15 protein-coding genes are annotated in these 15,724 nt (G+C 77.2%); 7 read left to right on the top strand and 8 right to left on the bottom strand.

Annotated features, from left to right (window positions below; all coding sequences use genetic code 11):
- Positions 1-61 precede the first annotated feature (61 nt).
- Complete coding sequence (locus tag PSR1_RS00075; RefSeq protein ID WP_059435612.1) at positions 62-1,159, top strand: MBL fold metallo-hydrolase; 1,098 nt, start codon at positions 62-64, stop codon at positions 1,157-1,159.
- Between the two features lie 68 nt (positions 1,160-1,227).
- Here the strand turns inward: PSR1_RS00075 and PSR1_RS00070 are convergent, their stop codons facing one another.
- The 3 genes from PSR1_RS00070 to PSR1_RS00060 form a co-directional block, all read right to left on the bottom strand.
- Entirely contained in the window at positions 1,228-2,208 is a 981-nt protein-coding gene (locus PSR1_RS00070; RefSeq protein WP_059435611.1) for a 2-dehydropantoate 2-reductase, read from the bottom strand.
- 142 nt (positions 2,209-2,350) lie between these two features.
- Entirely contained in the window at positions 2,351-2,881 is a 531-nt protein-coding gene (locus PSR1_RS00065) for a hypothetical protein (protein ID WP_059435610.1), read from the bottom strand.
- Between the two features lie 206 nt (positions 2,882-3,087).
- A complete protein-coding gene (locus PSR1_RS00060; protein ID WP_059435609.1) occupies positions 3,088-3,948 on the bottom strand; it encodes a class I SAM-dependent methyltransferase in 861 nt (286 codons plus the stop codon).
- Between the two features lie 159 nt (positions 3,949-4,107).
- Between PSR1_RS00060 and PSR1_RS00055 the strand changes: the two genes are divergently transcribed.
- From PSR1_RS00055 to PSR1_RS00045, 3 genes are all read left to right on the top strand, one after another.
- Positions 4,108-5,112 carry an AraC family transcriptional regulator gene (locus tag PSR1_RS00055; RefSeq protein ID WP_059435608.1) on the top strand — a complete coding sequence of 335 codons (1,005 nt, stop codon included), beginning with the start codon at positions 4,108-4,110 and terminating at the stop codon, positions 5,110-5,112.
- 114 nt (positions 5,113-5,226) lie between these two features.
- The gene (locus PSR1_RS00050) at positions 5,227-6,690 is read left to right on the top strand and encodes a hypothetical protein (RefSeq protein WP_059435607.1); all 1,464 of its coding nucleotides are present in this window, start codon (positions 5,227-5,229) and stop codon (positions 6,688-6,690) included.
- 129 nt (positions 6,691-6,819) lie between these two features.
- Positions 6,820-7,242: an OsmC family protein gene (locus PSR1_RS00045; RefSeq protein ID WP_059435693.1), complete on the top strand. Its 423-nt coding sequence runs from the start codon at positions 6,820-6,822 to the stop codon at positions 7,240-7,242.
- A gap of 58 nt (positions 7,243-7,300) precedes the next feature.
- On the opposite strand, the gene PSR1_RS00040 is transcribed toward PSR1_RS00045, so the two are convergent.
- Positions 7,301-7,537, bottom strand: coding sequence for a hypothetical protein (locus PSR1_RS00040; RefSeq protein WP_059435606.1), 237 nt, complete (start codon positions 7,535-7,537; stop codon positions 7,301-7,303).
- 218 nt (positions 7,538-7,755) lie between these two features.
- The gene (locus PSR1_RS00035) at positions 7,756-8,577 is read right to left on the bottom strand and encodes an oxaloacetate decarboxylase (protein WP_059435605.1); all 822 of its coding nucleotides are present in this window, start codon (positions 8,575-8,577) and stop codon (positions 7,756-7,758) included.
- Positions 8,578-8,681: 104 nt separating this feature from the next.
- On the opposite strand from PSR1_RS00035, the gene PSR1_RS00030 reads away from it, so the two are divergent.
- Positions 8,682-9,605 carry a DMT family transporter gene (locus PSR1_RS00030; protein WP_059435604.1) on the top strand — a complete coding sequence of 308 codons (924 nt, stop codon included), beginning with the start codon at positions 8,682-8,684 and terminating at the stop codon, positions 9,603-9,605.
- Here the strand turns inward: PSR1_RS00030 and PSR1_RS00025 are convergent.
- A complete protein-coding gene (locus PSR1_RS00025) occupies positions 9,572-11,698 on the bottom strand; it encodes a cation:proton antiporter (protein ID WP_059435603.1) in 2,127 nt (708 codons plus the stop codon). The genes PSR1_RS00030 and PSR1_RS00025 overlap by 34 nt on opposite strands.
- A gap of 102 nt (positions 11,699-11,800) precedes the next feature.
- Here PSR1_RS00025 and PSR1_RS00020 point away from each other — a divergent pair, with 102 nt between their 5' ends.
- Positions 11,801-13,075 carry an Hsp70 family protein gene (locus tag PSR1_RS00020; protein ID WP_059435602.1) on the top strand — a complete coding sequence of 425 codons (1,275 nt, stop codon included), beginning with the start codon at positions 11,801-11,803 and terminating at the stop codon, positions 13,073-13,075.
- 13 nt (positions 13,076-13,088) lie between these two features.
- On the opposite strand, the gene PSR1_RS00015 is transcribed toward PSR1_RS00020, so the two are convergent.
- Both PSR1_RS00015 and PSR1_RS00010 read right to left on the bottom strand, forming a co-directional pair.
- Complete coding sequence (locus PSR1_RS00015; protein WP_059435601.1) at positions 13,089-13,487, bottom strand: polyketide cyclase; 399 nt, start codon at positions 13,485-13,487, stop codon at positions 13,089-13,091.
- Between the two features lie 66 nt (positions 13,488-13,553).
- Positions 13,554-14,870: an ATP-binding protein gene (locus tag PSR1_RS00010; RefSeq protein ID WP_059435600.1), complete on the bottom strand. Its 1,317-nt coding sequence runs from the start codon at positions 14,868-14,870 to the stop codon at positions 13,554-13,556.
- A 158-nt stretch (positions 14,871-15,028) separates the two neighbouring features.
- Between PSR1_RS00010 and PSR1_RS00005 the strand changes: the two genes are divergently transcribed.
- Positions 15,029-15,724, top strand: a 696-nt coding sequence (locus tag PSR1_RS00005) for a cation-transporting P-type ATPase (RefSeq protein ID WP_160308978.1), incomplete at its 3' end; no start/stop codon positions are given.

Raw genomic sequence — 15,724 nt, 5'->3', positions numbered from 1 at the left:
GCGCGAGTGCCGGCGCGGAGACGCGCCGGTTGGCAGTGAACCCACGACGAGAGGTGGCAACGTGGCCAACGACGAGGTGGACGTGAAGCGGGGCGAGGGCGGCCGGGCGCCGCGGACCATGGACCGCAGGGGCTTCATCCGCGACGTGGCGCTGGGCGGCGCCGCGGTGCTGGCGGCGGGCGCGCTCGGCGCGCCGGCGGCGGCGCGGGCCTGCCCCGGCGACGGCGGCGGGTACGACCTGGAGGTCCCGCTCGGCGCGCCGGTCGCCATCGGCGAGCTGAAGAGCCTGAAGGTGACCTGCCTGAGCGAGGTCGGCTGGTGGTCCACCCCGCAGTTCCTCGCGGACATCGACGCCGCGGGCGGGATGAGCACCAACCAGTGGACCATCCCGTGGACCGAGCGGAACTCGGCCGGCTACTCGGCGCTGATCGAGGCGGAGGAGTGCGACGGCACGAGGCACACCGTGCTGCTCGACACCGGCTGGGACGCCCAGTACATGAGCTGGGTCTTCCGCCGCGAGGGCGTGACCGAGAAGCTCGAGCACGGCCTCATCGACCGGGCCATCCTCTCCCACGAGCACATCGATCATTTCTGGGGGCTGCCGGCGATCACGGCCGTGAACCGCAAGGTTCCGTTCTGGGTGCCGTCCACCCTGAGCGGCGACGCCTGGAACTACATGGATCGCTGCAAGCTGAAGGGGCCGGTGACGCAGGTCACCCCGGGCGTCGTCCACAAGCACTTCCCCGGCTTCGCCACGGCGGTGATGGACGTGCCCATCATCCTCGGGGTGCGCGGCGAGCAGATCCTGTTCTTCAACGTGAAGGACAAGGGCATGGTGATCGTGACCGGGTGCGGCCACGTGGGGATCCAGAACGCGATCGCGTTCGCGCGCTCGAACATCTCGACCTCCACCGGGCGCTTCCACGGGCTGTTCGGCGGGCTGCACATCTCCTCGCTCGAGGTGTGGAGCCCCGCCGCCGACACGATGCTCGACGCCATGCAGGCGGCGCAGTTCGACGTGGTGGCGAGCAACCACTGCACGGGCATCACCGCGGTCGAACGGATGATCGAGCGCGGCCTGCCGGTGGTGGCGGGCTCCGCCAACTACGGGAGCAAGAGCACCCGGTACGTGGGGAACGGCGACTCGATCGTGTTCTGACGCCCGCGCCGCCCGGCGGGCGCGCGCACACGCCGCGGTCCCGGCTCCCCGGCGCGGGGCCGCGGCGTTCACCCCGGGTACAGCCCCCGCACGCGCGCGTGCAGCCGCGCCAGCCCGAGCAGCGTGTCGATGCGCGGGGTCGGCTCGCCCACCAGCGCGCCGATCTCGCGGACCGCCGACACGAGCGCGTCCAGCTCCACCGGCCGGCCCGCCTCCACGTCCTGCAGCATCGAGGTCTTGAACGCGCCCAGCTTGCGGGTGACCGCCATGCGATCCTCGCCGCTCTCGGAGATGGGGCAGCCGATGGCCGCGCCGATCCGCGCCGCCTCGCCCATCACCTCGAGGCAGAAGCGGTACACCTGCGGATCGTCGAGGATCCGGTCGCAGGTCGCGCCGGTGAGCGCCGAGACCGGGTTCATCGTCATGTTGCCCCAGAGCTTGTACCAGACGTCCGCCTGGATCCGCCGCGACACCTCCACGTCGAAGGCCGCCGCGCGGAGCGTCGCGGCGAGGCGGCCGAGCCGCGCGGAGTCCTCGCCGCCCGGCTCGCCCACGATGAGGCGGTTGCCCGCGGTGTGGCACACGAAGCCGGGCTCCGGCACCGCGCAGGCGAGGTGGACCACGCAGCCGATGACGTGGCGGGAGGGGATGCCCGCCGCGATGGCGCCGCCGGGATCCACCGACGCGAGCCGCGTGCCGGCGAAGCGGCCGCCGAAGCGGTCGAAGAACCACCAGGGCACGCCGTTCATGGCGGTGAGCACGACCGTCTCCGGGCCGAGCAGCGGGCCGATGTCCCGGGCCACGTGGACGAGCGCGGGCGCCTTCACCGCCACGACCACCAGCTCCTGCGGCCCGAGCTCGGCCGGATCGTCCGAGGCCGGGAGGCGGACGCGCGCCTCCCCACCCGTCGAGACGAGCCGCAGCCCGCGCGACCGCAGCGCGTCCAGCGTCGCGCCGCGCGCGACCGCGCTCACCTCGTGCCCGGCCTGGGCCAGCCGCGCGGCGACGAGCCCACCCACCGCGCCGGCGCCGTAGATCGCGATCCTCACCGCGCTGCCTCCCTGGCGATGCTCGCCTGGGACCAGCCTACCGCAGCCGGGGCCGGGCGGGGTCGTCCGGGCGCTCAGGCGGGCGGCGCCAGCTGGCAGACGGCCTCGAGGCCCAAGGCGCTCGCGAGCCGCGCGCGCCGGGTCAGTCGCCGTACGTGTGGCAGGCCTGGCAGAGCGGCTTCGGGCTCACGTCGGCGCCCGGCGGGAGCGGCGCCCCGGAGGCGTGCTCGTAGGGGGACGGGTCGCCGGGGACGACGCGGGGCCGCGTGGCCGCGCCCTCGGGGATGGCCAGGTGGTAGCGCCAGCGCGAGCGCAGCGCGTGGCAGCTCCAGCAGTGCACGCGGCCGTCCGGGAGCGCCACGCCCCGGCGCTCCACCTCGGCGCGGGGCCGCAGCGAGGACGCCGCGCCGGGCGCGTAGACCCTGCCGACCGGGTGGTTCCCGTTCGGCATGAGGGCCTCCTCGTGGCACGCGACGCAGGCCTCGACGGGCGCGTCGGCGAGCGGCGGGTGGATCTCCTCCCACCGCGCCGTCGCCCCGTCCCACTGGGCCGCGGCCGGCGGAGGCAGCGCGGCGGCGGCGCACAGGAGCGCGGGTGCCGCCGCGCGCAGGAGCGAGGCTGGGCAGGTCAGGCAGGCGACGCGGCGCTTGCCACGCGAGCGGGATCCGGTCATTCACCCTCCGTCATGATGGTGTCGCGGAGGGCGGTTGCACCCGATGTGCCGCGGGCCCGCGCGCCGCGGAGGCCCGCGAACCGCGCGCGTGCGCGGGTCGCCGCGCGGGGTCGGGGTCCACCCCGAGGCCCCGGCGCGGCTCCGCGCGCGCGTGGCGCCATGCGGCTGGCGTCGCGCGGATCGCGGACGCCGGGCCGGTCCCGGCGCTACGCCCGGACGATCACGGCCTCGAGGTACGTGCCCGGCACGACGAGCGTCCCGTCGGTCGCGGTGTTGGCCTCCTCGAGCAGCGCGAGCAGGTCGCGCTCCAGGGCGGGCCGCGCCTCGGCGGGGAGCGCCGCGAACGCGCGGTGGATGGGGCCGTACCAGGTGCGGAACACCTCGACCCAGTGCGCCGCCGAGCGGTAGCGGAAGACGTACTCGCGGCGGTGCGCGCGGACGTCGCGGGCGCCCGGGACGAACAGCTCGTGGAGGCGCGCCTCGGTGCCCCACGCGGCGGGCGGCCGGAGCCCGGCGGGCGGCGGGACGTGCCGGCCCACCACCTGGAAGACCTTCCCGATGAAGCCGTCCGGCGTCCAGGAGGCGAGCGCGATGCGGCCGCCGGACCGGCACACCCGGAGCAGCTCGCCGGCGGCGCGCGCCTGGTCGGGCGTGAACATCACGCCGAACGTCGAGAGCACGACGTCGAACGCGCCGTCCTCGAAGGGCAGCGCCTCGGCGTCGCCCTCGCGGAGCTCCAGCGCCAGGCCGTCGGCGGCCGCGCGGGCGCCCGCCCGCTCGAGGAGCGAGGGGACGTAGTCCACGCCGGTCACGCGCGCGAAGCGGCGCGCCGCGGCGAGCGCGGCGTTGCCGTTGCCACAGGCCACGTCGAGCACGCGCTCGCCGGCGGACACCGAGGCCGCCTCGCAGAGCGTCTCACCGACGATCTGCAGCGTCGTGCCGATCACCGCGTAGTCGCCCGAGCTCCAGGTGGACTGCTGCCGGGCCTTCACGGCGGCGAGGTCGAGGCCCGGGGGCGGCATGGGCGCGGGGGTCGGGGAGGGGGAGGGGGAAGCGATGCCGTTCATCTGCGGTCTCCTTGCGTTCAGGTCGGGTGGCGTGGATGCCGCGCGGGATCTAGGAAACCCGGGCCGGTCCGGACCTGCTCGCGCCGCCGCGTTCGTTGCCCGTCCGTCCGCGACCTGACCGGGGCCTGCCGGCCACCGAAGCGTCACGAGGGGGGCTCGATGGGCGCGGATCCGCTGGCCGACGTGCTCACCACGGTCCGCCTCACCGGCTCGGTGTTCTTCCGCGTCGAGGGCGCGCCGCCCTGGGTCGCCGAGGCGCCCGCCTCCCGCGCGATCGCCGCGCAGGTGATGCCCGGCGCGGACCACGTCATCGAGTTCCACGCGGTGGCGCGCGGGCGCTGCCTGGCGGGGATCGTGGGCGAGCAGCCGGTCGCGCTCGAGGCGGGGGACGTGATCTGCTTCCCGCACGGCGACCCGCACGTGCTGTCGAGCGCGGCCGGCCTCCGCGGCGGCGCGCCGGACCTCGCGCCGTACGCGGTGGCGCGGAGCGCGCCGCGGCCGTTCCTGGTGAGGGTCGGCGCCGGGCCCTCCGAGACCGAGGTGGTGTGCGGGTTCTTCGGCTGCGACGCGCGCCCGTTCAACCCGCTGCTCGCCGCGCTCCCGCGCGTGCTGCGGGCGAGCGATCGGGACGGCCCGCGCCGCGGGTGGCTGACGCGGTTCCTCGAGGTGGCGGAGGCGGAGGCGAGGACGCCGGGGCCGGGCGGCGAGGGCGTGCTGAGCCGGCTCGCGGAGCTGATGTTCCTCGAGATGGTGCGCCGGCACCTGGAGACGCTCCCGCCCGGCCGCGCCGGCTGGCTGGCGGGCCTCTCGGATCCGCACGTGAGCCGGGCCCTGGCGGCGCTCCACGCGCGCCCCGGGGACCCCTGGTCGCTGGAGCGGCTGGCCCGCGCCGCCGGGCTGGCCCGGTCCTCGCTGGCGGAGCGGTTCGCGGCGCTCGTCGGCGAGCCGCCCATGCAGTACCTGGCGCGGTGGCGGATGCAGGTCGCGGCCGGGCTGCTCGCCACCACGCGCGAGGGGGTGGCCTCCATCGCCGGGCAGGTGGGCTACGCCTCCGAGGCCGCGTTCAACCGCGCCTTCAAGAAGTGCGTCGGCGAGCCGCCCGCCACCTGGCGCCGGCGGCGCGCCGCCCCCCGGGCCGACGTCCGCCCCGGCCCGGCCGCGTAGCCGCCGATCCGTCCGCGCCGCGTCCGCCTCCGGCGGCGGCCACCCGCGAGATCCCGCGGCCGCGGCCCGGCACGCCCGTGGCATCTGCGCCCGTCCCCAACACGGAGGGTGCACATGCCCGTCGGAACCGCGTCCGCCTCACCGCTCCCGCTTTCCCTTCCCGCCGCCGCGCCCGTCCAGGCCGTCGCGGCGCCGGCCGGGCCCGATCCCGTCGCGCTCGCCGGCCTGCCCGCGGCCATCGAGGAGGCGCGCGCCGCCGCGCTGTCCGGCGCCGGCGGCCCGCCCGACCCGGCCACGTTCGCCGCGCTCCGCGCGCGCCTCGCGAAGGCGTCCGCGGCGCTCCCGCCCGCGTACCGGCGCGCCGTGGCCGAGCCGCTCGTCCGGACCCTGGACCAGCTCGGCCCGGGCGGCTTCGCGCGCCTCCTCCGCGAGGATCCGGACCGCCAGGGCGAGGCGCGGCTGCTGCTCGACGTCGCGCAGGCGGTCCTGCAGCGCGGCGAGGGCCACCGGGCCCGCGCCACCGCGGCGTTCCAGGAGGTGGTGAGCGATCTCTACGAGGGCTTCCTCTCGGCCGAGGACCGCCGCGGCGTGAAGCCCCCGGACCACGGCGTGGTCCCGCCGCTCGTCCGGTGGGGCAGCGCGGAGACGGGGCCGTACACCTGGCCCGCGACGGCCACCGCGGCCGTCGGCGTGAAGGCGGCGGTGGTGAGCCTGCCGGCCGCGAACGCCTCGGCCGGCCTGCTCGCCTGGCCGGCGCTCGCGCACGAGACCGCCGGGCACGACGTCCTCGAGGCCGACGTCGGGCTCCGTGCCCAGCTCGCGGGGGCGGTGCGCGATCGGCTGCTCGGCGCCGGGATCGCCCCGGCGGTCGCCGGCTACTGGGCGGAGCGGATCGACGAGACCGCGGCCGACGTCCTCGGGGTGCTGAACATGGGGCCCGCCGCGGCGGTGGGGCTGGTGGGCTACTTCCGCGCCATGAACGCGGCGGCGCACGGCCGCGCCGCGCTCCGGAACGTCGGGCGCGCGGAGGACCCGCACCCGGCCGACCTGGCGCGCGCGTACCTGGCGGCGGAGACCGTGCGGCTCCTGTCGTTCGAGGGCGCGGGCCGGTGGGCCGACCGGCTGGTGGCGGAGGCCGACCGCGATCTCGGGCGCGTGTGGCTGGGCAAGACCGAGGTGGCGCCGGCGGTGGTGAAGGCGTCCGCGGCGCTCGTCGCGCAGGCGATCGCGCGCACCCGGCTGCCGGCGCTGGAGGGGCGGGCGCTGCAGCAGATCCAGGACTGGCGCGACCGCGACGAGGCGGTGGTGGCGGACCTGCGCGAGGTCGTGTCGGGGCGCGGCGGGCGCTCCGGCGCGGCCCGCGCCGGCCGCGCGTACGGGGGCGGCGCCTACGCCGCGCACGTGGTGGCGGCGGCGGTCTACGAGGCGGCGGGGGGCGGCGTCGCCCCGGAGGCGGTCATGGACCGGATGGTCGGCGTGCTCGCCGCGATGCACGGGAAGAACGCCGGCTGGCGCGACGCGGCGGCGCGGCCACCGTCGCCGGGCGCGGCCGCGCCGGCGCCGCCGCGGGTGGCGTGAGCGGCCGTCGCCGGCGGCGCCCGAGTGGGACGGTGGGTGGAGGAGGCGGGCGGGAGCCCATCACGCTACGAGAAGGCCGCGCGGCGCGGCCGCGGCCGGGCGCCGAGCGCGCCGGGGAGGGGGAACGGCATGGCCTTCGAGGTGGAGACCCGCAGCCTGCAAGGGCGCGTCACGGCGATCGGCAGCGCGGGCGGGCACACGCTCGTGATCGACCGGCCGGAGGCCGCCGGCGGCGGAGGGCTGGGGTTCAACGGGGGGGAGCTGCTGCACCTCGCGGTCGCGGGCTGCGTCTCCAACGACCTGTTCCGCGAGGCGCTCGCGGCCGGGATCCGGCTCGACTCGGTGCGGGTCCGCGTCCGCGGCGAGTTCGGCGGCGACCCGGCGGTGTCCACCGGGATCCGCTACGACGTCGAGGTCGCGGGGGATGCGAGCGAGGCGCAGCTCGCGGCGCTGGTCGAGCGGGTGGATCGGATCGCGGAGATCCCGGGCACGCTCCGGCGCGGCGCCGCGGTCCAGCTCGGCGAGGCGAGCGTGCGGCGCACCACGGCCTGAGGGTGCGCGGGAACGCGCGTGCGGCGGCGCGCGGGAGCTCCTCGCGCCGCCGCTCCGATCAGGCCGCCGGGTTGCCGCTGCGCGCCATCGGGCCGCGCGCGGCCACCGGGGTCCAGGGGGAGGGCGTGGTGCGCACGAGCGACGCGAGCGCGGCGCCGGCCACGGCGATCCCGCGGCAGATCGCCGCGACGGTGAGGATCGGGATGAGGACGATGCCGAACAGCGGGACGAGCGTGGCGAGGACCGCCCACGCGAAGGTCCCCTTGACGGCCTGGGCTGCGGTGAGGTGGTGCATGTGGCCTCCTTGGTGGTCGGCAACATGCCCGCGAACCCGCGGCCGCGGAACGCGCAAGAACGGATGCGCCATCAGCGCTGGTTATGGACTGGATCGTGCGGCGCGAAGGCAGCTGATGGTCACGCGAGGTGCCCGTACGCTGCGTCAGGCCCGCCGCGGCACGCCGGCCGCGATGGACAGCAGCGGCATCGCGCCGGGGGCGGGCGCTGGTGGGGCGCTCAGCGAACCGGCCGGAACAGCGCGTTCAGCGCGGCGTACCCCGCCGCCTCGCCCAGCCGCTCGAACGTGCCGCGCTCGGCGATCTCCCGCGACGCCTCCAGGAACGCGCCCCACGCGGCGCGCGCGAGCGCGGAGCCGACGCTGACGCGCCGGACGCCGAGCGCGGCCAGCTCGGCGACGGTGAACGCCGGACCGCCTGCGAGCACGTTGACCGGCCTCGGCGCGACCGCCCGGACCACCGCCGCGACCTGCTCGCGCGTGGTGAGGCCCGGCGCGTAGAGGCAGTCGGCCCCCGCGTCCGCGTAGGCCACCAGCCGCCGGATGGTCTCGGCGAGATCGGGGCGGCCCGCGACGAAGCCCTCGCTGCGCCCCGTGAGCACCACGCCGCCGCCGGCCGCGTCGATGGCCCGGCGCGCCGCGCGCAGCCGCGCGACGGCCTCGTCGGCGGGGTAGAGCGGCGCCGCCGGATCCCCGGTGGCGTCCTCGATGGAGAGCCCGGCCACCCCGGCGTCCACGCACGCCCGCACGTTCGCCGCGACCTCCTCCGCGGTGGCGCCGTAGCCGTCCTCGAAGTCCGCGTTCACCGGCAGCGGCGTGGCCGCGACCAGCTCGCGGACGTGCGCGAGCATCTCCTCGCACCCCACCGCGCCGTCGGGCAGGCCGCGCGAGAACGCGAAGCCCGCGCTGGTGGTGGCGAGCGCCCGGAAGCCGGCGCGCTCCAGCGCCCGGGCGGTGCCGGCGTCCCACGGGTTGGGGAGCACGAAGCAGCCCTGCTGGTGGAGCGCGCGGAAGGCGCTGCGCTGCTCGTCGGTCGAGGCCATCCCGGCAGCGTAGCCTGCGCCGCGGGCTCCGGCCCGGCCCCGGCGGAGCCTTGCGCCGCCCACCCGCCGTTCGCTACTGCGAGGCGGAGTCGGAAGGAGCGCGGATGGACGGCAGCCCGGCACGTCCGGCCCCCCTCGCGCCGGACGCGGCGCCCGCCGCGCCCGGGCGCGCACGCCTCGCCGCGCTCACGCTCCTCACGCTCGGCTTCTTCGCAGCGAACTCGCTCCTGGCGCGCGCCGCGCTGCGCCCGGGCCTCGCAGACGCCGCGACCTTCACCGCGATCCGGCTCGCCTCCGGCGCGGCCGCGCTCGCGCTCCTCGCGCTCGCCTCGCGCCGGGCCCGGCCGCGCGGCGGGAGCGCCGGGTCGGCGCTCGCGCTCTTCGCGTACGCCGCCGCGTTCTCGCTCGCCTACCGCCGGATCGACGCCGGCCCGGGCGCGTTCCTGCTGTTCTTCGCGGTGCAGGCCACCATGGTCGGCTGGAGCGTGCTGCGCGGCGCCCGCCTGGCCCGGCGGCAGTGGGCGGGCCTCGCGGTGGCGCTCGCGGGCCTGGGCTGGCTCACGCTGCCGGGCGCGCACGCGCCGGACGCGCGCGGCGCGGCGCTCATGCTGGCGGCCGGCGTCGCCTGGGGCGCCTACACCTTGCGCGGGCGCGGCGTCCGGGATCCCGCCGGCGCCACCGCGGCGAACTTCGCGCTGGCGGTGCCGCTGGCGCTCGCCCTCGTGATCGCCTCGGCGGGGAGCGTGCACCTCACGGCGCGCGGGGCCGCGCTCGCCGCCGCCTCCGGCGCGGTGGCCTCCGGCGTCGGCTACGTGCTCTGGTACACCGTCGTGCCGGCGCTGGGCGCGGCCCGGGCCGCGGCGGTGCAGCTCGCGGTGCCGGCGATCGTGCCGCTCGCCGCCGCCGGCCTGCTCGGCGAGGCGATCACCCCGCGGCTGTTCGCGGCCGGCACCGCCATCCTGGCGGGCGTGGCGCTGGCGATCGCGCCGGCGCCTCAGCCGGCGCGGTCCTCCCGCGCGTCCGCGTGACCCGGCGCGAACGGCTCGGCCCCGAGCAGGTCGCGGGCCGCGTCCACCGCCTCGTGCGCGCCGGCGAGCACCAGGACGTCGCCCGGCCGCAGCACCTCGGCCGCGCTGGGGACCATCACCGACGCGCCGGCGCGGGAGATGGCGAGGACGGTCGCGCCGGTCCGGCCGCGGACGCCCAGCTCCGACAGGCTGTGGCCGGCGCCGGGGCTGCCCTCGCGCAGGCGCACCGGCGTGGGCTCGCCGATGCCGGGGAACATGGCCCGGATCCGCTCCAGGCCGTCGGTGCGCTCGGGGGGGGCCGTCGGGTGCGCGCCGCCGGCGCCGTCGCCCGAGGCCTGCCGGGCGAGCGCCTCGACGATCACCTGCGCGCCGGCGCGGACGTGCCCCTGCAGCTCCGCGGCGCTGCGCCAGAACCCGATGCCGAGCACGCCGAGGACGGCCAGCACGACCGCGACGCCGGGCACGCCGGGGAGGAAGGGTTGCGTGATGGCGAGCACCGGCAGCAGCACCGCCATGGTCGCCGCGAGCTGCACCACCGCGAGGAGCGCGCGGCGCGGCGCGGCGGCCAGGTCGGGCCGGCCGGCGGCGCCCTCCGGCAGCGCGGTGGACGCGAGCGCCAGGCCGAGCCGGCGGCCGTTGCGGACCAGGCCCACCAGGAACGGCGCGGCGAGCAGGGTGGCGGCGGCGAACAGGATCCAGCGCGCGGTGTCCGGTCCGGCGCCGAGCGTCTCGGCGATGCGCCGCGTGGCCCGCGGCGCGCCGACCGACGCGCCGATGGTGATGGCCACGACCGCCACCGCGTCCACCAGGAGCGCCACCGCGACCGCGCGCAGGCGCGTGCCCAGCGTGTGGCGATCCGGCGCGCTGCGGAGCTGCTCGAGCCAGCTGCCGTACAGCGACACCAGCGTCTGGAGGCGCGAGGGCAGCTTGCGCTCGATCCAGGTCGCGGCCGGCCCGGACGCCTGGATGAGCCAGGGCGTGGTGAGGGTGGTCACGGCCGAGACCGCCACCGCGACCGGGTAGAGGAACTCGCGCGTCGCGCCGAGGGAGGTCCCGAGCGCCGCCAGGATGAACGAGAACTCGCCGATCTGCGCGAGGCTCATGCCGGTCTGCACCGAGGTGCGCACCCCGTTGCCGGTGAGGAACGCGCCCAGCCCCACGGCCGCGGACTTCCCCGCCACCACGAGGCCGATGAACACCACCACCGCCACCCAGTGGCGCGCCACCAGCGCCGGGTCGATGAGCATGCCCACCGAGACGAAGAAGATGGCGGCGAACAGGTCGCGCACCGGCCGGACCAGCTCCTCGACCGCGTGCGCCTCGCCCGACTCCGCCACGAGCGAGCCGGCGATGAACGCGCCCAGGGCCACCGAGTACCCGGCCGCCAGCGCCAGCCAGGCGAACCCGAAGCACAGGCCCAGGCTCCCGACCAGCAGCGTCTCGTCGCTGCCGCGCCGGCGGATGTAGCGCACCGCGCGCGGCACGAGCAGCATCCCGCCCCCCAGCAGGACGGCGAGGAACGCGCCCAGCCGGCCCAGGGTGGCGCCGAGCTCGCCCGGGGAGACGCCCGCGCCGGTGGCGACGGCGGTGAGCACCGCCATGAAGAGGATCGCGAAGAGGTCCTCGACCAGCAGGACGCCCACCACCAGGTCGCGCAGGGGCCCGCGGACGCGCAGGTCGTCGAAGGCCTTCGCGATGATGGTGGTGGAGGACATCGCCACGATCGCGCCGGCGAACACGCTCTCCAGCACGGTCCAGCCGAAGGCGCGCCCGGCCACGAACCCGAGCCAGACCATGATGCTCGACTGGACCACCGCGGTGACGCCGGCGGTGGGGCCCACCTGGACCAGCTTGCGCAGGCTGAACTCGAGCCCGAGCGCGAACATGAGCAGGATGACGCCCAGCTCGGAGAGGGTCTGGACGATCTCGCGGTCGGCGACGAGCGGGACCGGGACGTACGGTCCGACGATCAGGCCGGCGAGGATGTAGCCGAGCACCACCGGCTGCCGCAGCCGCTGGAACAGCACCGTGGTGACGGCCGCCACGCCGAGCACCACGGTGAGCGCGAGGAGGAAGGTATGAGCGCCATGCATCGTCCTTCCTCGCTTCGCACGCGGCCCGCGGCCGGCTCAAGCGAAAACCGGCCCGCTCGCGCACTTTCCTCGCGCCCCGCCCCGGGTTAGAACCCGCGCCCCATGCCCCGGCAGCCCACCCACTACGCGATCGACTTCGGCACCAGCAACTCGCTGCTCGCCGCGGCCAGCGCCGATCGCACGTTCGATCCCGCGCCGCTCGACCCGGACGCGCCGGATCCGACCGTCCTGCGCAGCATCGTCTGCTTCCCCGACGAGGGGGGCGTCCACGTGGGCGTGGAGGCGCTCCGGCAGTTCGTGGAGCACGGGGGCGAGGCCCGGCTCCTCCGCTCGATCAAGCACCACCTCGGCACCCGCTCGTTCCGCGGCACGGTCATCCGCGGCCGGATGCTCTCCGCGGAGGAGCTGGTCGCGGCGGTGCTGCGCCGGATGCGCGAGCGCGCCGACGCGCACTACGGCGTCGAGGTGCGGCGGGCGCTGCTGGGCCGCCCGGTGCACTTCGACGGCGAGGACGACGCGTTCGCGGAGGCGCGGCTGCGCCGGGCCGCGGAGCTGGCCGGCTTCGAGGAGGTGCGCTTCCTGCCGGAGCCGGTGGCGGCGGCGCGCGCGTTCGGCGCCGCCGCGGAGCGCGAGGAGCTGGCGCTCATCGGCGACTTCGGCGGCGGCACCTCGGACTTCACCGTGCTCCGCGTGGGCCCGCGCGCCCTCGCCCGGGAGGACGTGCTCGCCGTGGGCGGGGTGGCGGTGGCCGGCGACGCGCTCGACGCGTCGATCATGCGCGACCGGGTGGCGCGGCACTTCGGGGCGGAGGTGCTGTACCGGGTCCCGTTCGGCAACAACGTGCTCCGGATGCCGCAGGGGATCGTGCAGCACCTCTGCTCGCCCGCGCACCTGTCGATCCTCCAGCGGCGCGACGTGGCGAGCTTCCTCGCCGACGTGCGCCGCTGGTCGCTGTCCGACGAGGACCGGCGGCGCATGGACCAGCTCACGGTCATGGTCGAGGAGACGCTCGGCTTCCAGGTGTTCGAGGCCATCGAGCGCGCCAAGCGCGAGCTGTCGGGCGCCGCCCGCGCGCGGGTGGAGCTGTCGCACCCCGGCATCGAGGTGCGCGAGCCGGTGACCCGCGCCGGCTTCGAGAAGGCCTGCCGGCGCGAGGTGGACGCCATCCTGGCCTGCCTGGACGAGACGGTGCGCCGGGCCGGCGTCGCGCCGGAGCAGGTGGGCGTGGTCTGCTGCACCGGCGGCACCGCCCGGGTCCCGCGCCTCGCCGAGGAGATCCGCCGCCGCTTCCCCGCCGCCCGCATGGAGCAGTTCAAGGGCTTCCACTCCGTGGTGGAGGGGCTGGCCCGCGAGGCGCAGGCCGTGGCGCAGGGCTGACGCGGCGGATCGGTCAGCGCTCCAGCAGCGCCTTCAGCCGCGCGAGATCCGCCTCGACCCAGCGCGCGTCCGCCTCGAACCGCTCGCCGGTCATGTCCGGCAGGCGCAGCAGCGCGAGCACCACCTCGCTGCCGCTGCCGTTCGCGATCACGCGGAGCGGGACGTGGACGGTCTCGCCGGTGGGCAGCAGCACGTCGTGGTCGAGGACGCCGAGCTCGTTCGGCGGGACGAAGCGGATCCGGACCGTGCCCGCGGGCGCGTCGGCCACCCACTCGCCGGCCACCTGCCGGATGCCGGCGGCGAGCCCCGAGGCCCACTGCGGAAGGTTCTCCGGCCGGGAGGCGAACGCGTACACCTCCGCGGGCGGGCGCGAGATCGAGACGCTCAGGTGTCGGACGGGGAGGGTGGGCACCCGCCGGTCCTAGCGCCGCCGGCGCCGGGCCGCCACCGCCGCGACGGCCTCGCTGGGGGCGCGCGCTCAGGCCTTCGCGCGCTCCTCCGGCGCCCGCCTTCCCGCCGCCGCCCTCACCCCGGCCAGGAACCGCGAGCGGAGCGCGTCGCTCATGAGCGCCTGCTTCACCGGCGGCAGCCGCAGGAAGCCGCCCACCAGCGCGCGCAGGAACGCCTGGGACTTGCTGCCGGGATCGTCGAAGAGCTGGTTCTGCAGCGTGCCGCGCTCGAGGCACTGAAGGATGAGCCGCTCGAGCAGGTCCTCGGGGTGCAGCACGCGCTGCGCCCGGTGGTGGAGCTTCATCGCGCCCGGGTTGCACGTCAGCGTGCACACCCCGCACCCCAGGCAGCGCGCCTCGTCCACCTGCGGCCGGCCGTGCTTGCGGAACCTGGGGTCGGGATCCGGCACGCGCGGGATGGCGCCGACCGGGCAGCGCTTCGAGCACTTGCCGCAGCCCAGGCACCGCGCCCGGTCCGAGGCGGCGACGTAGCTCGACGTCACCACCGCGTTCGGATACCCGTGGCGCGTCACGCCCAGCAGCATGTTGCAGCAGCAGCCGCAGCAGTGGCACATGAACGTCGCGCCGCGGCGCACGTTGTCGGCGTTGAGGACCAGGCCGAGCGCGCGCGAGCGCGCCAGGTTGTCCAGCATCTCGGCGCGCGACACCTCGCGCGCGAAGCCGTGGCGGATGAGGTAGTCGGCCCCGTGGTCGAACGACGAGCAGGTGTCGAGCGGCGCGGCGCAGCGGTGCTCGCCGAGGTGGGCCTTCTCGTGCCGGCAGGAGCAGGTGCCGATGGCGAGGCGGCGGGCCGACTCCACCATCGCGACCGCCTTCTCGTGGTCGAGGACCTCGACGTACTCCTCGGGCCGGACCGCGCCGTCGTGCGGGACGGCGCGCATGAGCGACACGCGCTGGCCGCCGGCGAAGTTGGCCCGGTAGAACGCGCCGTCCTCCAGGTACTCGTGGAAGAGCCGCGCCCAGCGCGCGTGGTCGTCCTCGGTCGCGCCGCCGGTGCGCATCATCGTGTACTCGAAGATCCCGATCGCCATCGGCGACGGCGCGTACCAGGTCCGGCCCCGCACCTCGACGTCGAGCACCAGGCCGCGCGGGCAGAGCGTGTCGAGCCGGCGCCGCACGTCGTCGGGGGCGAGGCCGGTCACCCGGGCGATCCGCTCCAGCGGCGCGAGGCCGTAGGGCATCTTCACCACCAGCTCGGCCTCGGCCTCGGAGTAGAGCTCCTTCAGGATCGCGAACAGCGCCGCGTTCCAGGGCGCACGCACGGTGAGCCCGTCCACCTTTCCGCCCAGGCGGCGGTACAGGTCCTTGCCGACGAGGTGTCCCATGGCGCGTCCCCCCGCGGCAGCATCGGCGGGCGGAACCCCGCGCGACAGGAGCGCGGACGGGGCCGCCCGAGCGGAGGGGGCCGGCGCCGCTGCGCCCCGCGGCACAGCCCCGAGCGGCAGGAGCCGGGCGGGGCCCAGACCCAGCCTACACTGCCCTCATGGATCGGCGGGAGGTCGCGGCGCTCCCCATCGCCTCGGTCCACGCCGCGCTCGGCAGCGCGCCGGACGGGCTCGACGCGGCGGAGGCCGCCCGGCGGCTACGCGAGGCGGGCCCGAACGCGTTGCCACGGCGGCGCCGCCGGCCGGCGCTGCGCCGGGCCGTCGCGCAGATCGCGCACCCCATGGCGCTCCTGCTCTGGGCCGCCGGGGCGCTCGCGCTCGTGTCGCGGATGCCGCAGCTCGCCTGGGCGGTCTTCCTGGTGATCGCGCTGAACGGCGTGTTCGGCTTCTGGCAGGAGCGGCGGGCGGAGCGCGCGCTGGAGGCGCTCGAGGCGCTGGTGCCGGCGCGGGCCCGGGTGGTGCGGGGCGGGCACCTCCTGGAGGTGGACGCGCGCGAGGTGGTGGTGGGGGACGTGCTCGCGCTGGAGGAGGGCGACCGCGTCCCGGCCGACGCGCGCCTCGTCGAGGCGGCGCTGTTCCGGCTGGACGTGTCGCTGCTCACCGGCGAGTCGCTGCCGGTGGACCGCGATCCGCGCCCGCGCGCCGGCGAGCTCGCGGCCGCGGCGCTGCCCTGCCTGGCGCCCGCGGGCGCGACGGTCGCGGCGGGCCGGGCCCGCGCGGTGGTGTTCGCGACCGGCGCCGCGACCGAGCTGGGCCGGGTGGCGCGGCTGGCCACCGCGTCGCCGCGGGCGCCG

This window comes from Anaeromyxobacter sp. PSR-1, from assembly GCF_000964525.1.
GTDB lineage: Bacteria > Myxococcota > Myxococcia > Myxococcales > Anaeromyxobacteraceae > Anaeromyxobacter.
This window is presented reverse-complemented; position numbering and strand designations above follow the sequence as displayed.